The sequence below is a fragment of the Porphyromonas levii genome, from assembly GCF_018206105.1.
Classification (GTDB): Bacteria; Bacteroidota; Bacteroidia; order Bacteroidales; family Porphyromonadaceae; genus Porphyromonas_A; species Porphyromonas_A levii.
The window spans coordinates 19,800-39,188 of the sequence record NZ_JADRGN010000009.1 but is presented as its reverse complement, the minus strand read 5'-3'; the positions used below and the strand labels follow the sequence as shown (position 1 = coordinate 39,188).

Annotated in this window: 18 protein-coding genes; 13 read left to right on the top strand and 5 right to left on the bottom strand. The window is 45.4% G+C overall.

The window, feature by feature from the left end:
* Positions 1 to 7: 7 nt before the first annotated feature.
* The 10 genes from IX315_RS03290 to rd all read left to right on the top strand — a co-directional run bounded on the left by IX315_RS03290 (position 8) and on the right by rd (position 13,011).
* On the top strand, positions 8 to 904 hold the full coding sequence (locus tag IX315_RS03290; protein ID WP_211640669.1) for a pseudouridine synthase: 897 nt from the start codon (positions 8 to 10) through the stop codon (positions 902 to 904).
* A 10-nt stretch (positions 905 to 914) separates the two neighbouring features.
* Positions 915 to 2,909 (top strand): protein-disulfide reductase DsbD family protein, encoded by a 1,995-nt coding sequence (locus tag IX315_RS03285; RefSeq protein ID WP_018357791.1) that lies wholly within the window; start codon positions 915 to 917, stop codon positions 2,907 to 2,909.
* A 705-nt stretch (positions 2,910 to 3,614) separates the two neighbouring features.
* Positions 3,615 to 3,857, top strand: coding sequence for a TIGR04149 family rSAM-modified RiPP (locus IX315_RS09860; protein ID WP_211640879.1), 243 nt, complete (start codon positions 3,615 to 3,617; stop codon positions 3,855 to 3,857).
* A 116-nt stretch (positions 3,858 to 3,973) separates the two neighbouring features.
* Positions 3,974 to 4,837, top strand: a complete 864-nt coding sequence (locus tag IX315_RS03275; protein ID WP_280527309.1) for a GLPGLI family protein — start codon at positions 3,974 to 3,976, stop codon at positions 4,835 to 4,837.
* A 91-nt stretch (positions 4,838 to 4,928) separates the two neighbouring features.
* Positions 4,929 to 7,448, top strand: a complete 2,520-nt coding sequence (locus tag IX315_RS03270) for a TonB-dependent receptor (RefSeq protein ID WP_211642386.1) — start codon at positions 4,929 to 4,931, stop codon at positions 7,446 to 7,448.
* A 10-nt stretch (positions 7,449 to 7,458) separates the two neighbouring features.
* Positions 7,459 to 8,694, top strand: coding sequence for a radical SAM peptide maturase (locus IX315_RS03265; protein ID WP_211642387.1), 1,236 nt, complete (start codon positions 7,459 to 7,461; stop codon positions 8,692 to 8,694).
* Between the two features lie 4 nt (positions 8,695 to 8,698).
* Positions 8,699 to 9,937, top strand: a complete 1,239-nt coding sequence (locus tag IX315_RS03260; protein ID WP_211642388.1) for a TIGR04150 pseudo-rSAM protein — start codon at positions 8,699 to 8,701, stop codon at positions 9,935 to 9,937.
* A 10-nt stretch (positions 9,938 to 9,947) separates the two neighbouring features.
* A complete protein-coding gene (locus tag IX315_RS03255; protein WP_211642389.1) occupies positions 9,948 to 12,155 on the top strand; it encodes a peptidase domain-containing ABC transporter in 2,208 nt (735 codons plus the stop codon).
* Position 12,156: 1 nt separating this feature from the next.
* Positions 12,157 to 12,639 carry a hypothetical protein gene (locus IX315_RS03250; protein ID WP_211642391.1) on the top strand — a complete coding sequence of 161 codons (483 nt, stop codon included), beginning with the start codon at positions 12,157 to 12,159 and terminating at the stop codon, positions 12,637 to 12,639.
* A 204-nt stretch (positions 12,640 to 12,843) separates the two neighbouring features.
* Entirely contained in the window at positions 12,844 to 13,011 is a 168-nt protein-coding gene (gene rd / locus IX315_RS03245; protein ID WP_018357789.1) for a rubredoxin, read from the top strand.
* Between the two features lie 85 nt (positions 13,012 to 13,096).
* Here rd and IX315_RS03240 read toward each other — a convergent pair whose 3' ends face one another.
* Genes IX315_RS03240 through IX315_RS03220 form a run of 5 tightly spaced genes read right to left on the bottom strand, consistent with a single transcriptional unit; the run spans position 13,097 to position 17,994 of the window.
* Complete coding sequence (locus tag IX315_RS03240; protein WP_018357788.1) at positions 13,097 to 14,311, bottom strand: TPM domain-containing protein; 1,215 nt, start codon at positions 14,309 to 14,311, stop codon at positions 13,097 to 13,099.
* 4 nt (positions 14,312 to 14,315) lie between these two features.
* Complete coding sequence (locus IX315_RS03235) at positions 14,316 to 14,909, bottom strand: LemA family protein (RefSeq protein ID WP_018357787.1); 594 nt, start codon at positions 14,907 to 14,909, stop codon at positions 14,316 to 14,318.
* A 7-nt stretch (positions 14,910 to 14,916) separates the two neighbouring features.
* Positions 14,917 to 15,384 (bottom strand): aspartate carbamoyltransferase regulatory subunit, encoded by a 468-nt coding sequence (pyrI, locus tag IX315_RS03230; RefSeq protein ID WP_018357786.1) that lies wholly within the window; start codon positions 15,382 to 15,384, stop codon positions 14,917 to 14,919.
* Positions 15,385 to 15,390: 6 nt separating this feature from the next.
* Positions 15,391 to 16,311, bottom strand: coding sequence for an aspartate carbamoyltransferase (gene pyrB / locus IX315_RS03225; RefSeq protein ID WP_018357785.1), 921 nt, complete (start codon positions 16,309 to 16,311; stop codon positions 15,391 to 15,393).
* 3 nt (positions 16,312 to 16,314) lie between these two features.
* Complete coding sequence (locus IX315_RS03220) at positions 16,315 to 17,994, bottom strand: putative transporter (RefSeq protein ID WP_211637146.1); 1,680 nt, start codon at positions 17,992 to 17,994, stop codon at positions 16,315 to 16,317.
* 208 nt (positions 17,995 to 18,202) lie between these two features.
* Between IX315_RS03220 and IX315_RS03215 the strand changes: the two genes are divergently transcribed.
* From IX315_RS03215 to IX315_RS03205, 3 genes are read left to right on the top strand one after another with little or no spacing between them, the layout of a single operon-like run.
* A complete protein-coding gene (locus IX315_RS03215; RefSeq protein WP_018357783.1) occupies positions 18,203 to 18,709 on the top strand; it encodes an N-acetylmuramoyl-L-alanine amidase in 507 nt (168 codons plus the stop codon).
* A 10-nt stretch (positions 18,710 to 18,719) separates the two neighbouring features.
* Positions 18,720 to 18,905, top strand: a complete 186-nt coding sequence (locus IX315_RS03210; RefSeq protein WP_018357782.1) for a hypothetical protein — start codon at positions 18,720 to 18,722, stop codon at positions 18,903 to 18,905.
* The gene (locus tag IX315_RS03205) at positions 18,874 to 19,371 is read left to right on the top strand and encodes a hypothetical protein (protein WP_211837152.1); all 498 of its coding nucleotides are present in this window, start codon (positions 18,874 to 18,876) and stop codon (positions 19,369 to 19,371) included. The genes IX315_RS03210 and IX315_RS03205 overlap by 32 nt, the downstream gene beginning before the upstream one ends.
* The last annotated feature ends 18 nt before the right edge of the window (positions 19,372 to 19,389 follow it).

The following is a 19,389-nucleotide window of genomic DNA, read 5'->3' as shown; positions in this document are numbered from 1 at the left end:
TATAATAGTGGAGCAGAAAAGAGAGGAAAGAGGGAGCAATCCGACACCAGTACAGGAGCGGTATAAGGCACAGGAGGAGGCTCCTTTGCTAGATTTGGTTATGCTCAAGTCGAGCCGCAATCGTACCGCTGCCAAGCAGGTTATCTCCTCGGGGCGAGTGTCAGTAGAGGGCGTGCCCACTACTAGAGCCACCGATACGGTGCGCATCGGGCAGGTGGTCACCGTGCACAAGGGTGCACCGCCAGCTCCCTTTAGCCACGACAAGATAGAGATAGTGTGGGAGAATGAGGCGTACGTAGTGGTCTACAAGAAAAATGGTATCCCTACCGTCAATACCTCGCACCAAAACCGACAAGCCACCGTTATCTACCTCCTTTCCCAGCACTACAAGAAGGGCGAAGAGGGTGCAAAGCTTTTCATGGTCAATAGGCTCGACCGCAATACCGCTGGCTTCGTGATATTCGCTAAGACGGTAGAGGCCAAGGAGACCCTCGTGAAGGAGTTTAGCCGTAGGGTGAAGCACCAGACCTTTATCGCCTGTTTAGAGGGCGAGATCACCGAGAAGCAGCAGGTACTGAGCGCCACTTCGAGCGACGAAGATAGCAAGAAGAGCCGCATCATCAGTGCCGACGTGAAGGTAGATAAGAGCAGTGCCAATGGCGGCATGCACGTAGTGCAAGCCGACGTAAGCGGCGCTAGGATATTCTCGCTCCGCAAGCTATTTGGCGACAATGGGCTGAGCATAATGGGCGACATCCGTTCCAAGAGCCAGTTCAAGACCAATAAATCGATTGCCTTAGAGCAGATCGTACTCGAAATGACAATCCCGGGTGAGGGACAACCACGTAGGTGGCAACGCCCTTTCCCGACTCATTATTTTACTTACCTAAAGGAAGACAGATAGACGACGAACTATGAAGAGAGTTTTATTCCTTCTCCTAGTGCTCCTACCATTGGTTGGTATGGAGGCACAAATGGTCACCGATGCCGTGGTGATCAATCAGAGCTACACCAATACCGAAGATGGCGTGGTGACGCTCACTTTCGATGCTAAGCTCAAGAAGGGGTGGCATATTTACGATGTGGATATCCCTGAGGGCGGTCCTACAGCTACGCAAGTAGAGCTCGATGGTGCCAAGGCTGTGAAGCTGATGGGCAAGTTGGCTGCCAATAAGGATGCCCACAAGGTATTTGACCCTAACTTCGATATGGAGCTCGCTTGGCACAATGGAGAGGTCACCTTTACTCAGAAGGTACAGATAGAAGACCCTACCAACTTCGTGCTGGCTGGTGACTTTATCTATATGATCTGCAACGATGAAACTTGCCTCCCACCTACGCGTGAGAGCTTTAAGATTACCGCTGCCGATCTCAAGACACCACTCACCATGACCGCTATCGCTACCACCACTACAGAGGAGGTAGATAGCACCGCTGTAGCTACTACAGCACCTGCCACAGAAGCCTTCTCTGGTGATATATGGGCGCCTGTTACCGAGGAGCTCAAAGCCTATGGCGATGAGACCCTCTCGGCTACCGATAACTCCCTCTTTATCATCTTCCTCCTAGGGTTTGGTGGCGGACTCATTGCGCTCCTCACCCCTTGCGTGTGGCCGATGATTCCAATGACCGTGAGCTTCTTCCTCAAGCGCTCTAAGAGTCGCAGCGCTGCCATTCGTGATGCGCTTATCTATGGTGCAGCAATTATTATTATCTACCTCACCTTAGGTCTCCTTATCACAGGTATCTTCGGTGCGAATGCGCTCAATAGTTTAGCGACTAATGCGATATTCAATATCATCTTCTTCTTGATGCTGGTAGTCTTCGCTGTCAGCTTCTTTGGTGCTTTCGAAATCGTATTGCCACAGTCATGGACTAATAAGATGGACGCTAAGGCAGAGAGCACAGGCGGACTCATCAGTATCTTCTTCATGGCGTTTACCCTTGCGCTCGTGTCCTTCTCATGTACCGGTCCTATCATCGGTACCCTTCTAGTGGAGGCAGCGACCTCGGGTAGTCTACTTTCTCCAGCGATAGGAATGTTTGGTTTTGCCCTCGCATTGGCGTTGCCATTTACCCTCTTCGCTATCTTCCCCAACTTCCTTCAGAGCATGCCAAAGAGTGGTGGTTGGATGACGAGTGTCAAGGTTACCCTCGGTTTCCTCGAGCTAGCCCTCTCCCTCAAGTTCCTCTCTGTAGCCGACCTCGCTTATGGTTGGGGCATCCTCGATAGAGAGACCTTCGTAGCTCTCTGGATTATCATCTTCGTGATGCTGGGTATCTACCTACTAGGCAAGCTCAAGCTGCCACACGATAGCGACCTCCCATTCGTAAGTATCCCAAGGCTCTTCCTCGCCATTATCTCGCTTGCTTTCGCAGTGTACATGGTGCCAGGTCTATGGGGAGCGCCACTCAAGGCGATTAGCGCATTTGCACCACCACTGTATACCCAGGACTTCAACCTCTACGATTCTGAGGTACACCCTAAGTACCACGATTACGAGAGCGGTATGCGTGCAGCTCAGACTGATCACAAGCCTGTGCTTATCGACTTCTCGGGTTACGGCTGTGTCAATTGCCGTGAGATGGAGGCTTCTGTCTGGACCGATCCTAAGGTCAAGAGCATCATCGATGACAAGTTTATCCTCGTTACTCTGATTGTCGACGACAAGACCCGCCTACCTGAGTACATCGAGGTGAAAGATGGCGACAAGGTGAAGACCATCAAGACAGTAGGCGAGCGCTGGAGCCACCTCCAGACCGTCAAGTTCGGTGCTAATGCACAGCCATTCTACGTCATGCTCGATGGCAATGGGCTCCCATTGGGACCAAGCTACGGCTTCGATAAGAATGTGGACAACTATGTGGCATGGCTCAAGGGCGGTCTCGCCGAGTTTGCCAAGAGATAAATAGACCCCAACAAGTCCATTTACAGCGAGAGGGTACGCCAGCTATATGGCGTACCCTATCCTCGTATTTATATATGGTCTTAGCGTTCGCAGATATATGGTCTCCAAAGTTGCAGGGTTCGGTGGCAATATTTATCGGGGTTGTCTTGTTGTTGCGCTACGACCTACCTGTAACGTGGGTTCGATGTAAGCAAAGGTGATTTCGTTAGGCTATCTGATAATTTCTAAATTCAGAATAATCTTCTTAGATATTGGTTGTAAGTAATGTATAATTACTTGTATTCTACACTATTAAAGCACCTATCTATGACTAGCCTTATTGCATTTCTTATATCAGGCTCACATTGATAAATAAATATTCCATACTAGCTGAAGAATTAAAGCTTGTTTGTGTTTTAGAATTAGTACCACAAAATATTTCAAGAATACATTTATATATATTGTTATTTAGAAATAAATTGTTTTTTTTTCGTTCTTAATGCTCCAAGTCTCATAAAAAATACATACATTTGTAGTCCTTGGTCGACTGTGGATAAGAGGTTGTATGCCTCACAAGCAAGGAGGATGTTCCTACTGTTATGAGATGGGTTTGCTGATCACTCACCGATATCATAAAAGAAGTGGTTTAGGTCAATTCTAAAGAGAACTCCTCAAAGAAGTTTAACCAGATTTTGTCATTAGACGAAGTCAATAAGCAATTACACTATGAGTAAAATTAATCTAGCATCCTTGCATGCAAACAGACTAGAGGAAAGAGAACTATCTCGTACTAACGGAGGACATGACTCTTGGACATGTTCTTGCTCTTGCTACTATGAAAATAATGGTGGCTCAAGCACTCATGACAATGCTCATGCCAATGCCCATTACAGGGGAGGAAAAGACTCAAAAAAAGGCGACACAAAAATAGAGGTTATAGTAAGTTGCCCTGACTGCGATCCTCGGTAATTAATAAGCACTTAGAGATAGATGTGTTGAATTTTACGGCAGTAGAGTAAGGTATATTTATATCTATTGGTTTGTAGAGTTTGACACACCTATCTTCACTAATAAATAGAAAAGAAATGAACTTCAATAGAAAGATAATAGCGACTGTGGTAATCGGCCTAGTGTGTATATCTAGTATGAAGGCACAGGATCACCACACACCACGCTTTAGAACAGATAGTTATGAGCTCTTGGATCAAGCTCATTATATGGTGATGTATGAGCTTAAGTCGAAGTACCTGAGCGACCAGAATAGTCATTTCACCTCTGAGAATATGCTACTTATAGGAAAGAAAATTAGTAAGTTTTTCAATCCAGAAGTACTTAAAAATCAACAATATTACGAAAGCGCTCTAGATGCAATACCTAGTATGCCTTCTCGTGGTTTGGGTGCTATTGAAGTTTTTCAATGCAAGGGGGAAAATAGAGACGTGGTCATACATTATCCTTGTAATTCTTTTTTTGGTGCTCAATTGTATGAAGATCGCCCGAACTTTAACTGGCAGATAACTGCAGAGAGTAAGGAATTGCTCGGTTATCCATGCCAAAAGGCTACTTGCCGGTTCAGAGGGCGCAACTACGAAGCTTGGTTTACGATGCAATTGCCTTTAAACAATGGTCCTTGGAAGTTTCGCAACCTCCCAGGGTTAATTCTTAAGGTCAGCGATGAAAAAGGGGACTTTATCTTTACGGCAAAGCAAGTAAACCGGCTGAAAGAGCCAATGCCAATAGTAAAGTATGACCTAGGCGGCTATGACAAAGTAACTCGAAAGGAGGCCAATGTTTTTGTAAAACGTTATATCGAGGATACATATGATGTTCTCAAAGCAGCATCTGTAGGCACTGGAGTGCAGGTAGAACAATTGACCATCAATAGTGATGGAACCAAATCTAATGCTCAATCCCCCAAAATAACTTATGTCGGACTGGAATTGGAATAGTTTTCGGTGTTTTTTGCTTCTTGTTATTCTAACACTTCCCAATTTATCTTCTGCACAGCAGAAAGGGATTATTAGGGGCGTAGTACGAGATATGAGTGGCAATCTTCTACCAGATGTATCGGTCAGTTTGTTGCAGTCACCAGATCGTCCAGTAGTTATTGCCTATACTTTAACCGATGAAGAAGGGAAGTATTCACTAACTTATAAACCAAGTGGAGATAGCTTGACCCTTTCTATAGGAGGGTTTAATATACCGCCACAGATAAAGCAAGTGCCGAGAGATTCTGAAATAGTGGACTTCTTGGTAGATGTAAAGCCTTTTGAGCTTGAGGAGGTTAGTGTTAAGGCTGATAAGATCTCTTTGCATGGGGATACGCTTAATTACTATGTTGGTTCATTTATACATCCAAATGACCATACAATAGAGGATGTCCTTAAGCGAATGCCAGGAATAGAGGTCCTGAATGGAGGTCAGGTCAAGTACAAAGGGAAAGCGGTAAGGGGAGTATTGATAGAGGGGATTGATCTGATGAAGAATAGATATGGTATTGCCACGAAAAGCCTCTCCGCCGATGGCATTGCTGCAGTGCAGGTGTTCGAAAATCACCAAGAGATAAAGGCGCTAAAGGATCTAGAATTCATAGACCAGGCAACTATTAACCTGAAACTAAAAGAGGGAAGAAAGGGTGTACTTGGTCTTTCTGCCCTTGCTTCAGCTGGCTGGAGTAAGGGTTTCGCAGGACAAGAGGAACTAGTAATGACCTACTTTGCAAAAAGACACCAGCATCTAGGAACACTAAAATGGAATAATGTGGGGATTGGCTTGGATCAGCAAATCCTTTCCTACGGTAGCAATGTCGAAGATCAAGGCGCAAGGATGACCATGATACTTCGTCCAGCACCTCCCAGTATAGAACGAACTAAGCACCTATTTAATAGTGATCTCTCAGCGACACTAAACAACGTATTCATCACACCAAAAGACCATCAATTATCACTCAATCTTCACTACCTCAGGGACAATGAGGAGAGAAGAGGTCAGAGCATTAATACGATATTTCTACCAGATAGGGAATCGTTGGTGATAAAAGAGGAACTATTCTCACATGACACACGTGAAAAGTTTGGCGGGGAGGTAGGATACAAGGTAAACAATGATCGTTTCTATCTTAATAACGAACTGATTTATAGCGGAGTAATTGACAATGGGAATGGTTTGGTAAGCCAAACTAAGGGTCATGTACATCAGCTACGCAATGAAGATGGACACTTCGCAAAAAATCGCCTAGATCTGATATATAGAGGAGCAAGAGGTAAAGGAATCAGAATAATTTCCAATACAGAATTTATCCAGAGAAATGAGCAACTGAAAATATCTCCTGACGGTTTAGAAATCTTTGGTTCTTCATCCCACACACCTCACCAGAAAAGCAGTCTCACCTCTATTTCTACCTATAATAGTTTTCATCTATTACAGACTCTAAAGAGGAAAGAGTTCTCCTTCAACCCCTATCTATTTGTGCATCATAATGTTGAAAAGCTTGCCTCCGATCTAGACCTATCAGGATTTAGCCAATTATCCAATCAACTACAACGAACGGATACTCAGCTGGGTATTTCTCTCGAGTCGGTATATAATGGTCGAAAGGTCAAAGCTACACTAACTTTGCCGATTGGACTAGAACTGCTAACGCTCCATGATGCGGTCAGCAATGAGAATACTCCTCTAAGGGAATTGCTCTTCAAGCCCTCCTTCTCTCTTAATTGGAAGGTCTCCAATCGCTGGAATACCACTCTATCGGCAAGGTACTCTACGAACTATAGTGATATCTCTTCCTTATACAGTGGATGTATTTTAACGAATTACCGCTCAATAGAAGCTTATGCTCCGCAAATTGATAAGAGTAGATTGTTTTCGGCTTTATTAAGCGTGGGGTATAGGTGGGTACAAAGATTGTTTTTTGCAAGTGCTACACTTTCCTACTCCAATCGTCAGAGCCATTATCTTCATTCAAGTGAATATGATGGTATACTCCTCAAAACGAATAGTGTAGCGATGCCGAATATAGAGCAAAATCTTAATTATGATTTCAATCTTAGCAAGGGATTCGACTGGAAAAAGCTTAATATATCACTAAGTGGAGGACAATTTATCAGCAGGTCACCGCGCCTTGTACAAAATAAGTTTGCTTACCTAAAGTTTTTACAGAGCCGTGCTACTTTGAAACTGAATATTATGCCTACTCACTGGTTATCACTAGAGTATGATTCTGACTTTAACCTTTCGAAAAACTTAGCGCGGGAGGGTAAGAGTCTAATGCTTTGGACAAATAAAATTGGGTGCGCTGTGGAAATCATAAGCCATCTCCACCTAAACGCAAGCGGATATCATCAATACAATAATCAAGGGAGTAGTCCACAGAATACGGTGTTGGTAGATGCCTCTTTATCTTATAAACTAAAAGGATTGCATCTGAGTCTTGAGTGGAATAACATCTGTAATACTAAGTACTTTTACTACCGAGACCTAAGTAGTGAGCGGCTATTTGAAAGTCACTATAGAATACGCCCATCGAGCATTATACTGAAAGCCAGATTTAAAATACTATAGAGCTATGAACATGGCAAGATTTACAGAAGACGATATCAAAAGTTTTTTTGTCAACACACCACAGATTACCTTTGAGGTTACAGAAACATGTAATCTTAATTGCACCTATTGTGGTTACGGGAAGTACTATTTAGCAGATAGAACAAACAGCAAGAAGTCGTTATCTCAAGAGAAAGCCATTACTTTTTTGAATGAGTATATTGAATTACTTTCTAGCCATTATAATAAATATTATAACAGAGAGTTAACTATTGGATTCTACGGAGGTGAGCCACTAGTGAACTTTGAACTAATAAAAAACATTGTTAACCACATAGAGGATTCAAAAGTTCCTCATAGAATCGTAAAATACAATATGACGACTAATGGAGTACTTCTTGACAAATATATAAGATTTCTAGTAGAGAAAGAATTTCGCATACTCATAAGTCTAGATGGTGATGAAAAGGGAAATTCATATCGTATAGATCACAATGGTCGTCCTTCATTTAAAAAAGTGATAGAAAATGTAATGCGTATTAAGGCAGAGTACCCTAAATATTTTCATGATAATGTTCAGTTCAATGCAGTTATTCACAATCTAAATTCGACTACAAGAACAAAAAGTTTTATTGAAGAGACCTTCAATAAAACCCCAACAATGGCAGAGTTAAATCAGAGTGGCATCAACCCTAAATATTATAATGAATTTCAGAAAATGTATCGAAGCATTTACGAAGAAACGACATCTGACTCTATTGATTCTAAAGCTATAGTAAAACCCAAAGCCACAGACCCTATGTTTAATGAACTTGTAATGTATCTTAAATTAAACTCCCCTTTTAGTTATAACACTTATCTTGAACTTCTATTTGGAAAAAGCATATCAAGTAAGAAAACTCCTTCTGGAACATGTTTGCCATTCTCTAAGAAAGTCTTTATTACTGCCAATGGAGATATTATGGCTTGTGAAAAAATTTCATTTGAGAACAAACTAGGGGTTATTGCTCACGATAAAGTTCAACTTGATTATCAGAGTATTGCTGAAAGATACAATAGACTTTTTGAAGATTTAGAGAAACAATGTAAGCTCTGTAGTGAAAAAGAAAGTTGTTCACAATGTGCTTTTTTTATCCCTAAAGGTGCTCGGTGTCCTGCATTTTCTTCGAAAGAAATTGAGTCCCATCAAAAATCTAAAAAAATAAAAATACTCAGCGATTACCCTGAGATTTATTCCGATATAATGACTAATATTCACGTTGATTAATCCTATGAAAAAAAAAGAAATGCACTGGCTATTTATCCAGCCGTCAGTTTTCGTTCACAACTATAGAACAGAGATGTTATTGTACAATACAAAAAGCGGAGCTAATCTTGTAACCGATAATAAATGGTTAATAGACTTAGTGAAGGAGTTGTATTTTCCGGAGTCTTTAGGAGTTTTATCTGTAGATCAAGATGATATTTTTGATAAGTTAGACCAAATAAATATCTCTCACTTGTTTTTTGGGGATTTCTTTGGTATTATAAAAAAGGACTCCTCAACAAAACCTCTAAATCTATTACCTATATTAAGTCTAAATCAGGATTTAGAGCGAAATAGTAATATTCCAATAGAAGCATTAAATAATCTTATTCAACTAAATATATACATAACTAACGAGTGTAATCTTGGATGTAATCACTGCAAGGATATTCACAATCAAATGTACTCATGCACAAAGTACATACCGAATGGAATTCTTCCTATGGAGATCTTCAATAAAATCTTATCACAATGTGAGTTTAGTAACCTCTCACAAGTATCTCTTTCGGGTGGTAACGTGTTTCTGCATCCATATTTAGAAGAAATGGTGTCTGCTCTAAATCAGAAATCCATTCATGTCCAAATCGTCACTTCAATAACTCATTACTTGGATAATGTAGACAGAATTAATAAATCTGTTCTATGTGAATCTAATTTCCTTGTGATCATTGACGACTCTTCTATAGGATTGTTAAGTTTCATGAAAGACAGGTCGAAAAATAGGCGAGAAGTTTTTATATATATAGTGAGCAGCGAGGAGTCTCTAGCGAAATATAATAAACTAGCTAATGAATATGAGGAATTGGAATTAACACCCTATCCAATCTACAATGGAAACAATTTAGACTTCTTGATTAATAATGTATATATTACTACTGAAAGTGTGTTTAACTGTAAGCATGACTTTAGATCTATATTTTGTAATCAAAAAATCAACTCGAACTTTTATGGCAGTCTGATAATTTTCCCCGATGCTTCTGTCAGATCAGCATTAAACTCAAAAGTCATAGGAAATTTAGAATATGAAGATCTTTCTAAGATGATAGATCAAGAAATTAGAAAAGGAAATACTTGGAGATTAGTGCGAAATAAGCAAGAGCCATGTAAAGATTGTTTGTTTAGAGATCTATGCCCTCCAATATCAGATTTGGAAATGTGCGTGGAACGTTATGATTTATGCACTTTAAAGCACATCCCAAACTAATCTAATTTTGATGATGGTAATTAAGCAACTCGATGCGATGGATTGCGGTCCTGCGTGCTTGGCTATGGTGGTCAAGTACTATGGTCGCCATCCTGATCTTGAGCAAATTCGAGAAGATTGTGCTTTAGGGAAGGAGGGGGTGTCTCTGCTGGGTATTAGTAAGGCGGGAGAGAAAAGAGGGTTGCACTCGCTAGGTGGTCGTATTACTTTTGAGACACTAACGAATGAAGCTCCACTTCCCTGCATTGCACACTGGGATCAGAATCACTTTGTAGTGGTCTATAAAGTCAAGAAACTCCGTAAGGGGCACTATAGGGTGTATGTAGCAGATCCAGGCAAGGGGTTACTGACTTATACCAAAGAGGAGTTTTGTGAGCATTGGGTCAGTACCAAAACTCATGGCGAGGAGAAGGGCATTGTACTACTACTAGAGCCGACAGATGAGTTTTACAGTCAAGAAGTGACTGATGGCGGAAAGCTCGAGAAAGGTAATCGGCTGACCTTTCTCTGGGGCTATGTCAAGAAGTATCGTAGGTACTTTGGTCAGATTATCTTGGGGCTATTGCTTGGCTCGCTGATACAGCTCGTTTTCCCATTCCTCGCCCAGGCAATAGTAGATACGGGTATTGGAGGGCGAGACATTGGTTTTATTTGGCTGGTGTTGCTGGCTCAGCTAATGTTGCTCTTTAGTCGCACCGCCATCAGCTTTATTCGCTCTAAGCTGCTGCTTCACATTTCCACTCGTATCAATATCTCCCTCATCAGTGACTTCTTCATCAAGCTGATGAAGTTGCCGATGAAGTTCTTTGATACCAAGCTACTTGGTGATTTACTGCAGAGGATAGAAGATCATAGGAGAGTGGAGCAATTCTTGACATCCAATAGCTTAAACCTACTATTCTCGTTCTTTACCTTTATCATTTTTAGTGTCGTTCTTGCTTACTACAACCTACTGATATTCGGAGTATTTATCATTGGGACCCTCCTCTATGCTGTGTGGATTACCTTGTTTCTCAAAAGGCGAAGGACACTCGACTACAAGTACTTCGAGCAAGCTGGTAGAAATCGTAATGTGACCTATCAGCTCATCAATGGTATGCAGGAGATTAAGCTACAAGGGTGTGAGCAACGAAAAAGGTGGGAGTGGGAGGATGTGCAGGCAGACCTCTTCAAGGTCAATCTTCAGAATCTCAATCTCCAGCAAGTACAGCAGGCTGGGAGCATCACCATCAATGAAGTCAAGAATATCCTTATCACCGTACTAGCCGCCACAGCTGTGATACAGGGCGACATGACCCTAGGTATGATGCTAGCGGTGCAGTACATTATTGGTCAGCTCAATAGCCCTGTGGAGCAATTAATCCAATTCATCTACTCTTGGCAGGATGTCAGCATCAGCCTTGACCGTATGAACGAGATCCATACCGAAGCGAACGAAGAGAATAGTGACCGACCTGTTACTAGTTTTGCGCAGGACAACTTAGATATCAAGGTAGAGAACCTCTCATTTAAGTACGATATCTACAGCCCAACTCCTATCCTAGACAACCTAAATCTCACCATACCCAATGGTAAAGTAACAGCTATAGTGGGGGCTAGTGGAAGCGGAAAGACCACTTTGATTAAGCTACTGCTTGGTTACTATTCACCACTAGAAGGTGAGATAAAAGTCTCAGGAACTGATCTAGAAAAATACAATCTAAGTTGGTGGAGAAATCATTGTGGAGCAGTAATGCAGGAGGGGTATCTATTTAGTGACACGATTGCTCGAAATATCGCTATAAGTGACGATACTCCAGATATTGAACGGATTAGATTTGCTGCTCTGACTGCTAATATCGCAGACCATATAGAGAGCCTCCCTCTTGCCTACAACACTATGATTGGGCAAGATGGTCAAGGGATTAGTCAAGGACAAAGACAGCGCATACTGATTGCTAGAATGGTTTATAAAGACCCTACATTTGTCTTCCTCGACGAAGCTACGAATGCTCTGGATGCGAATAATGAGCGAGCGATTACTGAGAAGCTAGAAAACTTCTACAAGGGGAAAACGGTAGTGGTAGTAGCTCACCGCTTATCCACCGTACGTAATGCCGACCAAATCGTAGTACTGGACGAGGGGAAGATTGTAGAAGTGGGCAACCACGAGAGCCTGACGGCCCTCCGAGGCAAGTACTACGAACTCGTCAAGAACCAATTGGAACTAGGCAACTGATATGAAGCAACAAGAAAGAAGCTACGAACTGAGGAGCGAAAAGGTGCGGAGCATTGTGGGACAAATCCCTCCCGCACTTGTCAGATACGGTACCATCATCCTATTTGCAGTATTGCTGATTATATTTGGTATCGCCTACTTTATGCCCTACAAGCAGGTCTATTCAGGCACCATTACCTTTTACGACCTTTCTGAGCCTACGACAACTGCTTATATCTCTTTCGCCAATGATAAAGCTCTGACAAAGATTGAAGAGCCTACTCCTCTTGCCATTCATCTAGAGACAGGAAGCTTGGATGTTCAACTGAGAAGCATAGAGAACAGGCGAGATACCCTTAATCGCTATCCTGCAATTATTGAAGTGAGAATGAAGCCTCTAAACAAATCTGCTCTTCAAAATAGCACATTTGACTTTACCTTAGTAGAGAGTTCAGATAATTTATTGTCCCACTTTCTACCAAGAATAAAAATAGTGCACATGTAAAAAAGAAATGTCAAACCAACATATGTCTAGTTTATGGGGAGTGTTATACTACAAAGATTATTCGCATAACTAATACCATCCTAAATTATCGTATGTGTCCGTTTGGAGGAAAGGAACGCTAATACATTTTATTTTTGTATCTTTGAGCATTGCCTAATTGGTGATACGACAGTAGATGTTTAATGTTTTAATGAATATGTGATTATGCAGAAGTGGATTTGCGAGCCTTGTGGCTACATTTACGACCCTGAAGTGGGAGATGCTGACGGTGGTATCGCACCTGGTACAGCTTTCGAGAATATTCCTGAGGATTGGGTGTGCCCAGTTTGTGGCGCAGCTAAGGAAGATTTCGCACCATACAACGAGGACTAACCCATTTAGTCTCCCGTACAAAGAGAGTGGCTATGCAGACCTCTAGGCGCTGCATAGCCACTCTCTTTGTGTGTATGGGTTGTCTTTAGAAACGGGTAGTAGAACCACCTCCGCCCGACATTCCGCCACCAAAACCACCACCGAAGCCGCCTCCACTGCCCCCGAAGCCGCCTCCAAATCCACCTGATGACCCTCCAGATATGCGTGTACGGCGGATGTCGCTCTTGCCACAATGCAGGCAGGTAAAGGTCTGTGTCAGGAATCGGCTATCCTGTGTCTGATCCTTCATAAAGTAGGTCTTGGCACCGCAGCGGGTGCACCGCTGATAACTCGTGAGTAGTGCTGGCTGCTCCACCACCTTGTGGTAGCCACATACCGAACAGCTATACACGGGATAGGATACGGAACCCACCTGCTCCTCTGCCCTCTGTGCGCTATTGAGGTAGGGGTAGTTGTCGGGCTTACGGAGTAGCCGCACACTCCCTTTGGTATGGCAGGAAGGGCAGTTGGTAATATGCTTTTGGGTTCTGCTTTTTAGAATCAGATAGAGGGGGTACAGGAAGAGGAGCGCAGGGAGGATAAAGATAAGCCACCACTGGTTTTTGTACCTACGGAAGAGGACACCCTCTTGCTCGGCAGGCTCTTTTGCCCGCCTCCATAAGGTGACTAGCCCTGCGCCATAGAGGAGCCCAACGAAAAGGGCGAATATCAGATACGCAAAGCCCATCTCCCTAAGCTCATTTCCACTATTGCCACGACTGTAGTCTTGGTTCTCACCCTGAGCTACATAGCCCTCAGTGAGTAGGTTGTCTATCTCACTAAAAGTCTGGAGAAAACCCTCCGCATCACGCCCCTCTACGATGGCGGGCACGATAAAGTGGTCTGTGAGCCGCTTGGTGGTAATATCGGGCAGCACCCCTTCTAGCCCATAGCCGACCTCGAAGCGCACAATGCGCTGACCTGCTTCGCCATACTTATAGAGGATGAGTAGCCCATTGTCGTCGACCGCTTTGCCAATGCCCCAAGCCTCGAATAGCTTCACGGTAAAGCGCTCGGGATCATCGTTTTCAATCCCTGGCAATACCACGAGTGCTACTTCTGCCGTATGCTGCTCCCGTATGTTGTAGAGTGCTGCATTGAGCTGCACCAGCTCTTCTGCCGTGAAATGTCCTTCGGGGTCACTCACAAACTGCCGCGCATCCTGTAGTTGCACATTAGGCACTTCGCTAGGGGTGTACTCCCTAGCGTTGCCCGCTAGCGAGAGCAGGCAGAGTAATAGCAGAGCTATGTGGCGGTGCATGGTATCAGAATTCTACTACTGGAGCAGTTTCTGCACCTGGTGCCGACTCGAAATAGACCTGAGCATCGAAGCCGAGTAGCTTAGCCACGATGTTGCGAGGGAACATCTTGATATAGGTGTTGTACTCCTTGGCTGTATCGTTGAAACGCATACGCTCGGTGGTAATCCTATTTTCCGTACCCTCTAGCTGCGTCTGTAGCGCCATGAAGTTTTCATTGGCCTTCAGGTCGGGATAAGCCTCCTTGAGCGCAATTAGCTTACCGAGCGCTTGGGTGAGGTTATTTTGTGTAGCCATATAGGCTTCGAGAGCCTCAGGCGTCAGTTCATCGGCATTCACCGTAACTTGAGTAGCCTTGGCACGTGCCTCTACCACGCCCTCCAGCGTAGCTTGTTCATGCTCGGCATACCCCTTGACCGTAGCCACTAGGTTGGGGATAAGGTCGGCGCGGCGCTGATACTGGTTCTCCACTTGGCTCCAAGCCGTACGCACACCCTCTTGCTTCAATACCATCTCGTTGTTGGACTTGATGCCATACCTAGCGCCCACTAATACGAGTACAATGACCACCACTAGGGCGATTAGACTACCTTTCTTCATACTTTCTTTATTCACTAATGATTATCTCTTCTCTCTCTATCTTGCGATTGCAATAGTGGCACTTGAGCGTACCCTTTGCCTTGTCCGTCACGTGGTACAGTCCCTGCATCGGCTCGTTGTTGCTGATACACTTAGGGTTGGTACACTTCACTAGCCCCTTCACTTGGTCGGGCAAAGCTACCTTAATCTTCTCCACCACCTCGTAGTTGCGTATCACACTGATGACCACTTCGGTAGAGACCAGTGCTAGTCTATTGACCTCCTCATGGGTGAAGTGCTTCTCCTCCACCTTGATGATGCCCTTGCGTCCTAGTTTCTTGCTCAGATAGTTCTGCCCTATCGTGAATGGGTAGGGGAGGTCGAATAGCCCTAGGAGGTGCACCACCTTCTGTAGCTGATCTACTGGAATATGATCGATGACCGAACCATTCTTAATTGCCTGTACCCTTAGCTCTCCTTTTTCAATACGTGCCATATCCTCTTACTCACTAACCTCAATACCTAGCGCACGGCAGATTAGAGCCTCGCGCACAAACATCCCATTGACCGCTTGCCTAAAGTAGTAGGCATACGGCGTATCATCCACCTCCTGAGCGATCTCATTGACCCTAGGGAGTGGGTGCAGTATCTTCATCGTAGGCTTTGCCTCCTGTAGCAAGCTATTATCTAGGACAAAGGAGTCCTTGACCGCTTGGTAGTCCTCCTCATCTAGGAAGCGCTCTCTCTGGAGGCGCGTCATGTACACGATATCGCTCTTGGCAATAACTTCGGAGGTCAGTTCGTTGTGGTAGTCTGCCTCTATCCCATGCTCTGCACAATAGTCTACATACTCACGAGGGAGCTCCAGCTGACGTGGTGCCACGAAGGAGAAGGTAGGATTGAAGTGCGAAGTGCCCTCAATCAGCGAGTGTACAGTGCGCCCGTACTTGAGGTCGCCTACCATAGTAATATGTAGGTTGTTGAGGTCGCCCTGTGTCTTACGGATAGAATAGAGGTCGAGCATCGTCTGCGAAGGGTGTTGGTTGGCACCATCTCCTGCATTGATGATAGGCACCCGCGATACCTCACTGGCGTAGAGGGCAGCGCCCTCTAGGTTATGCCGCATCACGATAAGGTCGGCATAGCCCGAAACCATCTGTATGGTGTCTCTGAGGGTCTCGCCCTTTACCGAACTCGTGTTCTTGGCATCGGAGAAGCCTATGACCCTACCTCCAAGCCTATTTACCGCCGTCTCAAAGCTCAGGCGTGTGCGTGTGGAGGGCTCGAAGAAGAGGGTTGCCACCACTCGACCATGCAGGAAGTCCCGATTCGGGTTTTGCTCAAAAAGCTCCGCAGAGTCCAGTATCTCTATGATCTGCTCTGCCGTCAGCTGCTCAATGCTATAAAAGCTCGCTTTATTCATGCTTTAACTTAGTAATATAGTGATGGTTATTTGCGCTAGCACTACTCGGGCAAACATTCCCAGCGGATACACACTGGCGTAGCCCACGGTAGCCGTATCCTCCTCTATTTGGTCATTGATATACTCCAGAGCGATAGGGTTGGCCATGGAGCCACAGAGCAAACCACTGATGGTACCATAACTGAGGCGTGAAAACTTCATTGCCAATATGCCTATGATGAGTGTAGGTACAATCGTGAGTAACACCCCTAGCCACAGCCACATAAGTCCGCCCCCTTGGGTAAGGGTCGATACGAACTTTGCTCCCGATGCTAAGCCTAAGCAGCCGAGGTATAGCGTGATACCGAAGGTGCGCATCATGAGGTTGGCGCTCTGGGTGATATAGGTAGTCATGTGTAATCTAGGGCCATAAGCACCGAACAAGATACCGACGATGATAGGGCCTCCTGCCAAGCCCAACTTGATAGGGGTGCCTAGTCCGGGGATAACGATAGGGAGGATGCCTATGAGTACGCCCAATGACATCCCCACGAATATACTAATCAGGTAAGGGGTATCGAGCGGCTTCAGCTGGTTGCCTAGGTCTTGAGCCAAGCGCTCCACACCCTCCTCTTCGCCTACTACCGTAACCCTATCGCCGAGCTGTAGCCGTAGCTTAGGGCCAGGCACTAGGTCTATCTCGGCTCTATTCACACGGGTGACATTCACCCTATACTCATTTCTTAGCTTCAGACTCGCTAGGGTAGCTCCGTTGTACTCCGATCTCGTTACGAGTAGTCGCTTCTGCACCAGATTGGTATTGCCCTTCTCCCAATTATCATCGTGGTGCACCTTTTCGTGTGGGCTACCGAAGAGCGTGGTTATCGCAAACTTGTCGTCTTCGTTATACACCACACTCATGAGGTCGTTGAGCTGTAGTACGGTATCGGCATCGGGCTGGAAGACATCTTCGCCACGCCTCATCCTAGAGATCAGGAAGTCTACATGGAAATTCTCTTGTATCTCTCTGAGGGAGTGCCCTATAATCCCTTTGTTTTCTACTACGAAATCTCCCACATGGTGGCGTGTGGTATTCAGTTCGGGCTCCTTCGCCTTGCTCTTCTTGGGGAAGAATACCTTCAGTAGCTCTAGTACCACAATCACGCCCACCACACCTAGGGGGTAGGTAATGGCTGTAGCGAGCGCCATATTATTGAGCTCCGACTGTAGGGCTGGGCTATGTCCGTGCAATTGCTCTACCCCTTGCTGCGCAGCGGCGAGTGCAGGCGTATTGGTCACCGCACCACTAAGCACCCCCATGAGGTTACTCACGCTATCCACGCCAGCAAGTGCCAGCACGATGGTGCAAAATAGCCCAAGTAGTGCCAATGCCATGCTCCACGCATTGAGCGCCAAGCCGGTCTTCCTTAGCGAAGCCACGAAAGAAGGACCCACCTGTATGCCTAGGGTGTAGACAAAGACAACGAGACCGAAGTTCTGACAAAACTGTAGCATCACGGGATCTACCTGAACCCCGAAGTGCGCCATAAATATACCGAAGAAGAAAACACCCGCTCCAGCCAAAGAGAACTTCCCCAGCTTCAGCTTACCTAGAAATAAGCCGATACCACAGGTGATAAAGATGATTACTAATGTCTGTGGCAAGGTCTGTGCCACCCAAAATGTCTTCAAAGCATCTATCATATACTACACAAAACCCTCCACGGCAAACTTACCAAAAATCCTCGATTTGATATAGGGCGCAGGAAGTCTCTATCCCTCCCCTCAGGGCGCACGAGGAGGCAGCTAAGCGCAAGCCCGAGATCACGGGGCGGTACCTTTGCGTTGTGGTTGGGGGAGAAGGCATCTCCCGCACAACAGCCACCAAAATCTACTAAATATAATTAGGTGTATGAGAAACACTATAGCAACTCGGGAATGGCGGGAGATAAGTAACCCTAATGATCTGGTGACTACTAAGCGTAGGATAGACCTTCTGGTGGTGCACTGTAGCGCTACTCGTCCGCAGGATAGGTATCTGCCGCCCCAATTGATTCAAGACCACAAGCTGAGAGGTTTTGCCACGGCAGGTTATCACTACTATGTCACGCTTGAAGGTCGGCTCTATGCCCTACGACATGTGGATGAAGCGGGGGCTCATGCGGCGGGGTACAATAAGTTCTCTATCGGTATCTGCTATGAAGGCGGACTAGATACACAGTATCGACCTCGAGACACACGTACTCCAGAACAAAGGCAGACCCTTTCGCAGCTGATGTGGAACCTTAGGCGACGCTATCCCGAAGCGATGGTGGTGGGGCATAGAGACCTCAGCCCCGACCGTAATGCCGATGGCAGTATCACGCCCGATGAGTGGCTCAAGTCGTGCCCTTGCTTCAATGCGCAGGTTTACAATTAACCCTCAGCACATGAGGCTATGGTTGGCCATCGTCCTCGTCCTCTGTGGTATGGCGCTCCTCTTTATGGGCTTTTGGGTAGCACCTCAGGGAGAGATTCACTCTAGTGTGCTGGTTGCCTTTGGCGAGGTGATGACCTTTGTAGGCGCACTTATTGGGATTGACTATGCTGCACGAGATTACCACGGTAGCCGATAGCTGCAGCTGTGTAGCGGTCTTATTACTCCTCTTGGGGATAGCTCTGCCTAGCTGTGGCGCTGGGAGACAGTCGGTGCGTGAGACCCAAGCCACAACACACACCGTGGCTCAGGATAGTAGTGCGCAGGCGACACAAATCCATCGCCACTTGGCAGTAGAGTGGTGGGGCGAACCACCGCAAGTAGAGCGCTGCCTGCAGGATACCCAGAAGCTGCCGAAGCATGTGCCTATCGACCCACTACCTTTGCGTAGGGGAGGCTACTCGATAGATCTAGTGTCTGAGGAGCGAAGCCAAAGCGTTGGTCGCGACACGCTAGAGCAGACCTCCTCTACTTCTTACCTCGCTCGAGAGAAGAGCGGGCCCAACCGAAAGATGTTTTACCTAGGGCTTGCCCTTGGACTATCGCTCTTCGCCCTCTACATACTCATGAGGGTGCGGAGCAAGACTAAGCGAATGTTTAACTAACCAACAAACTATTTATTA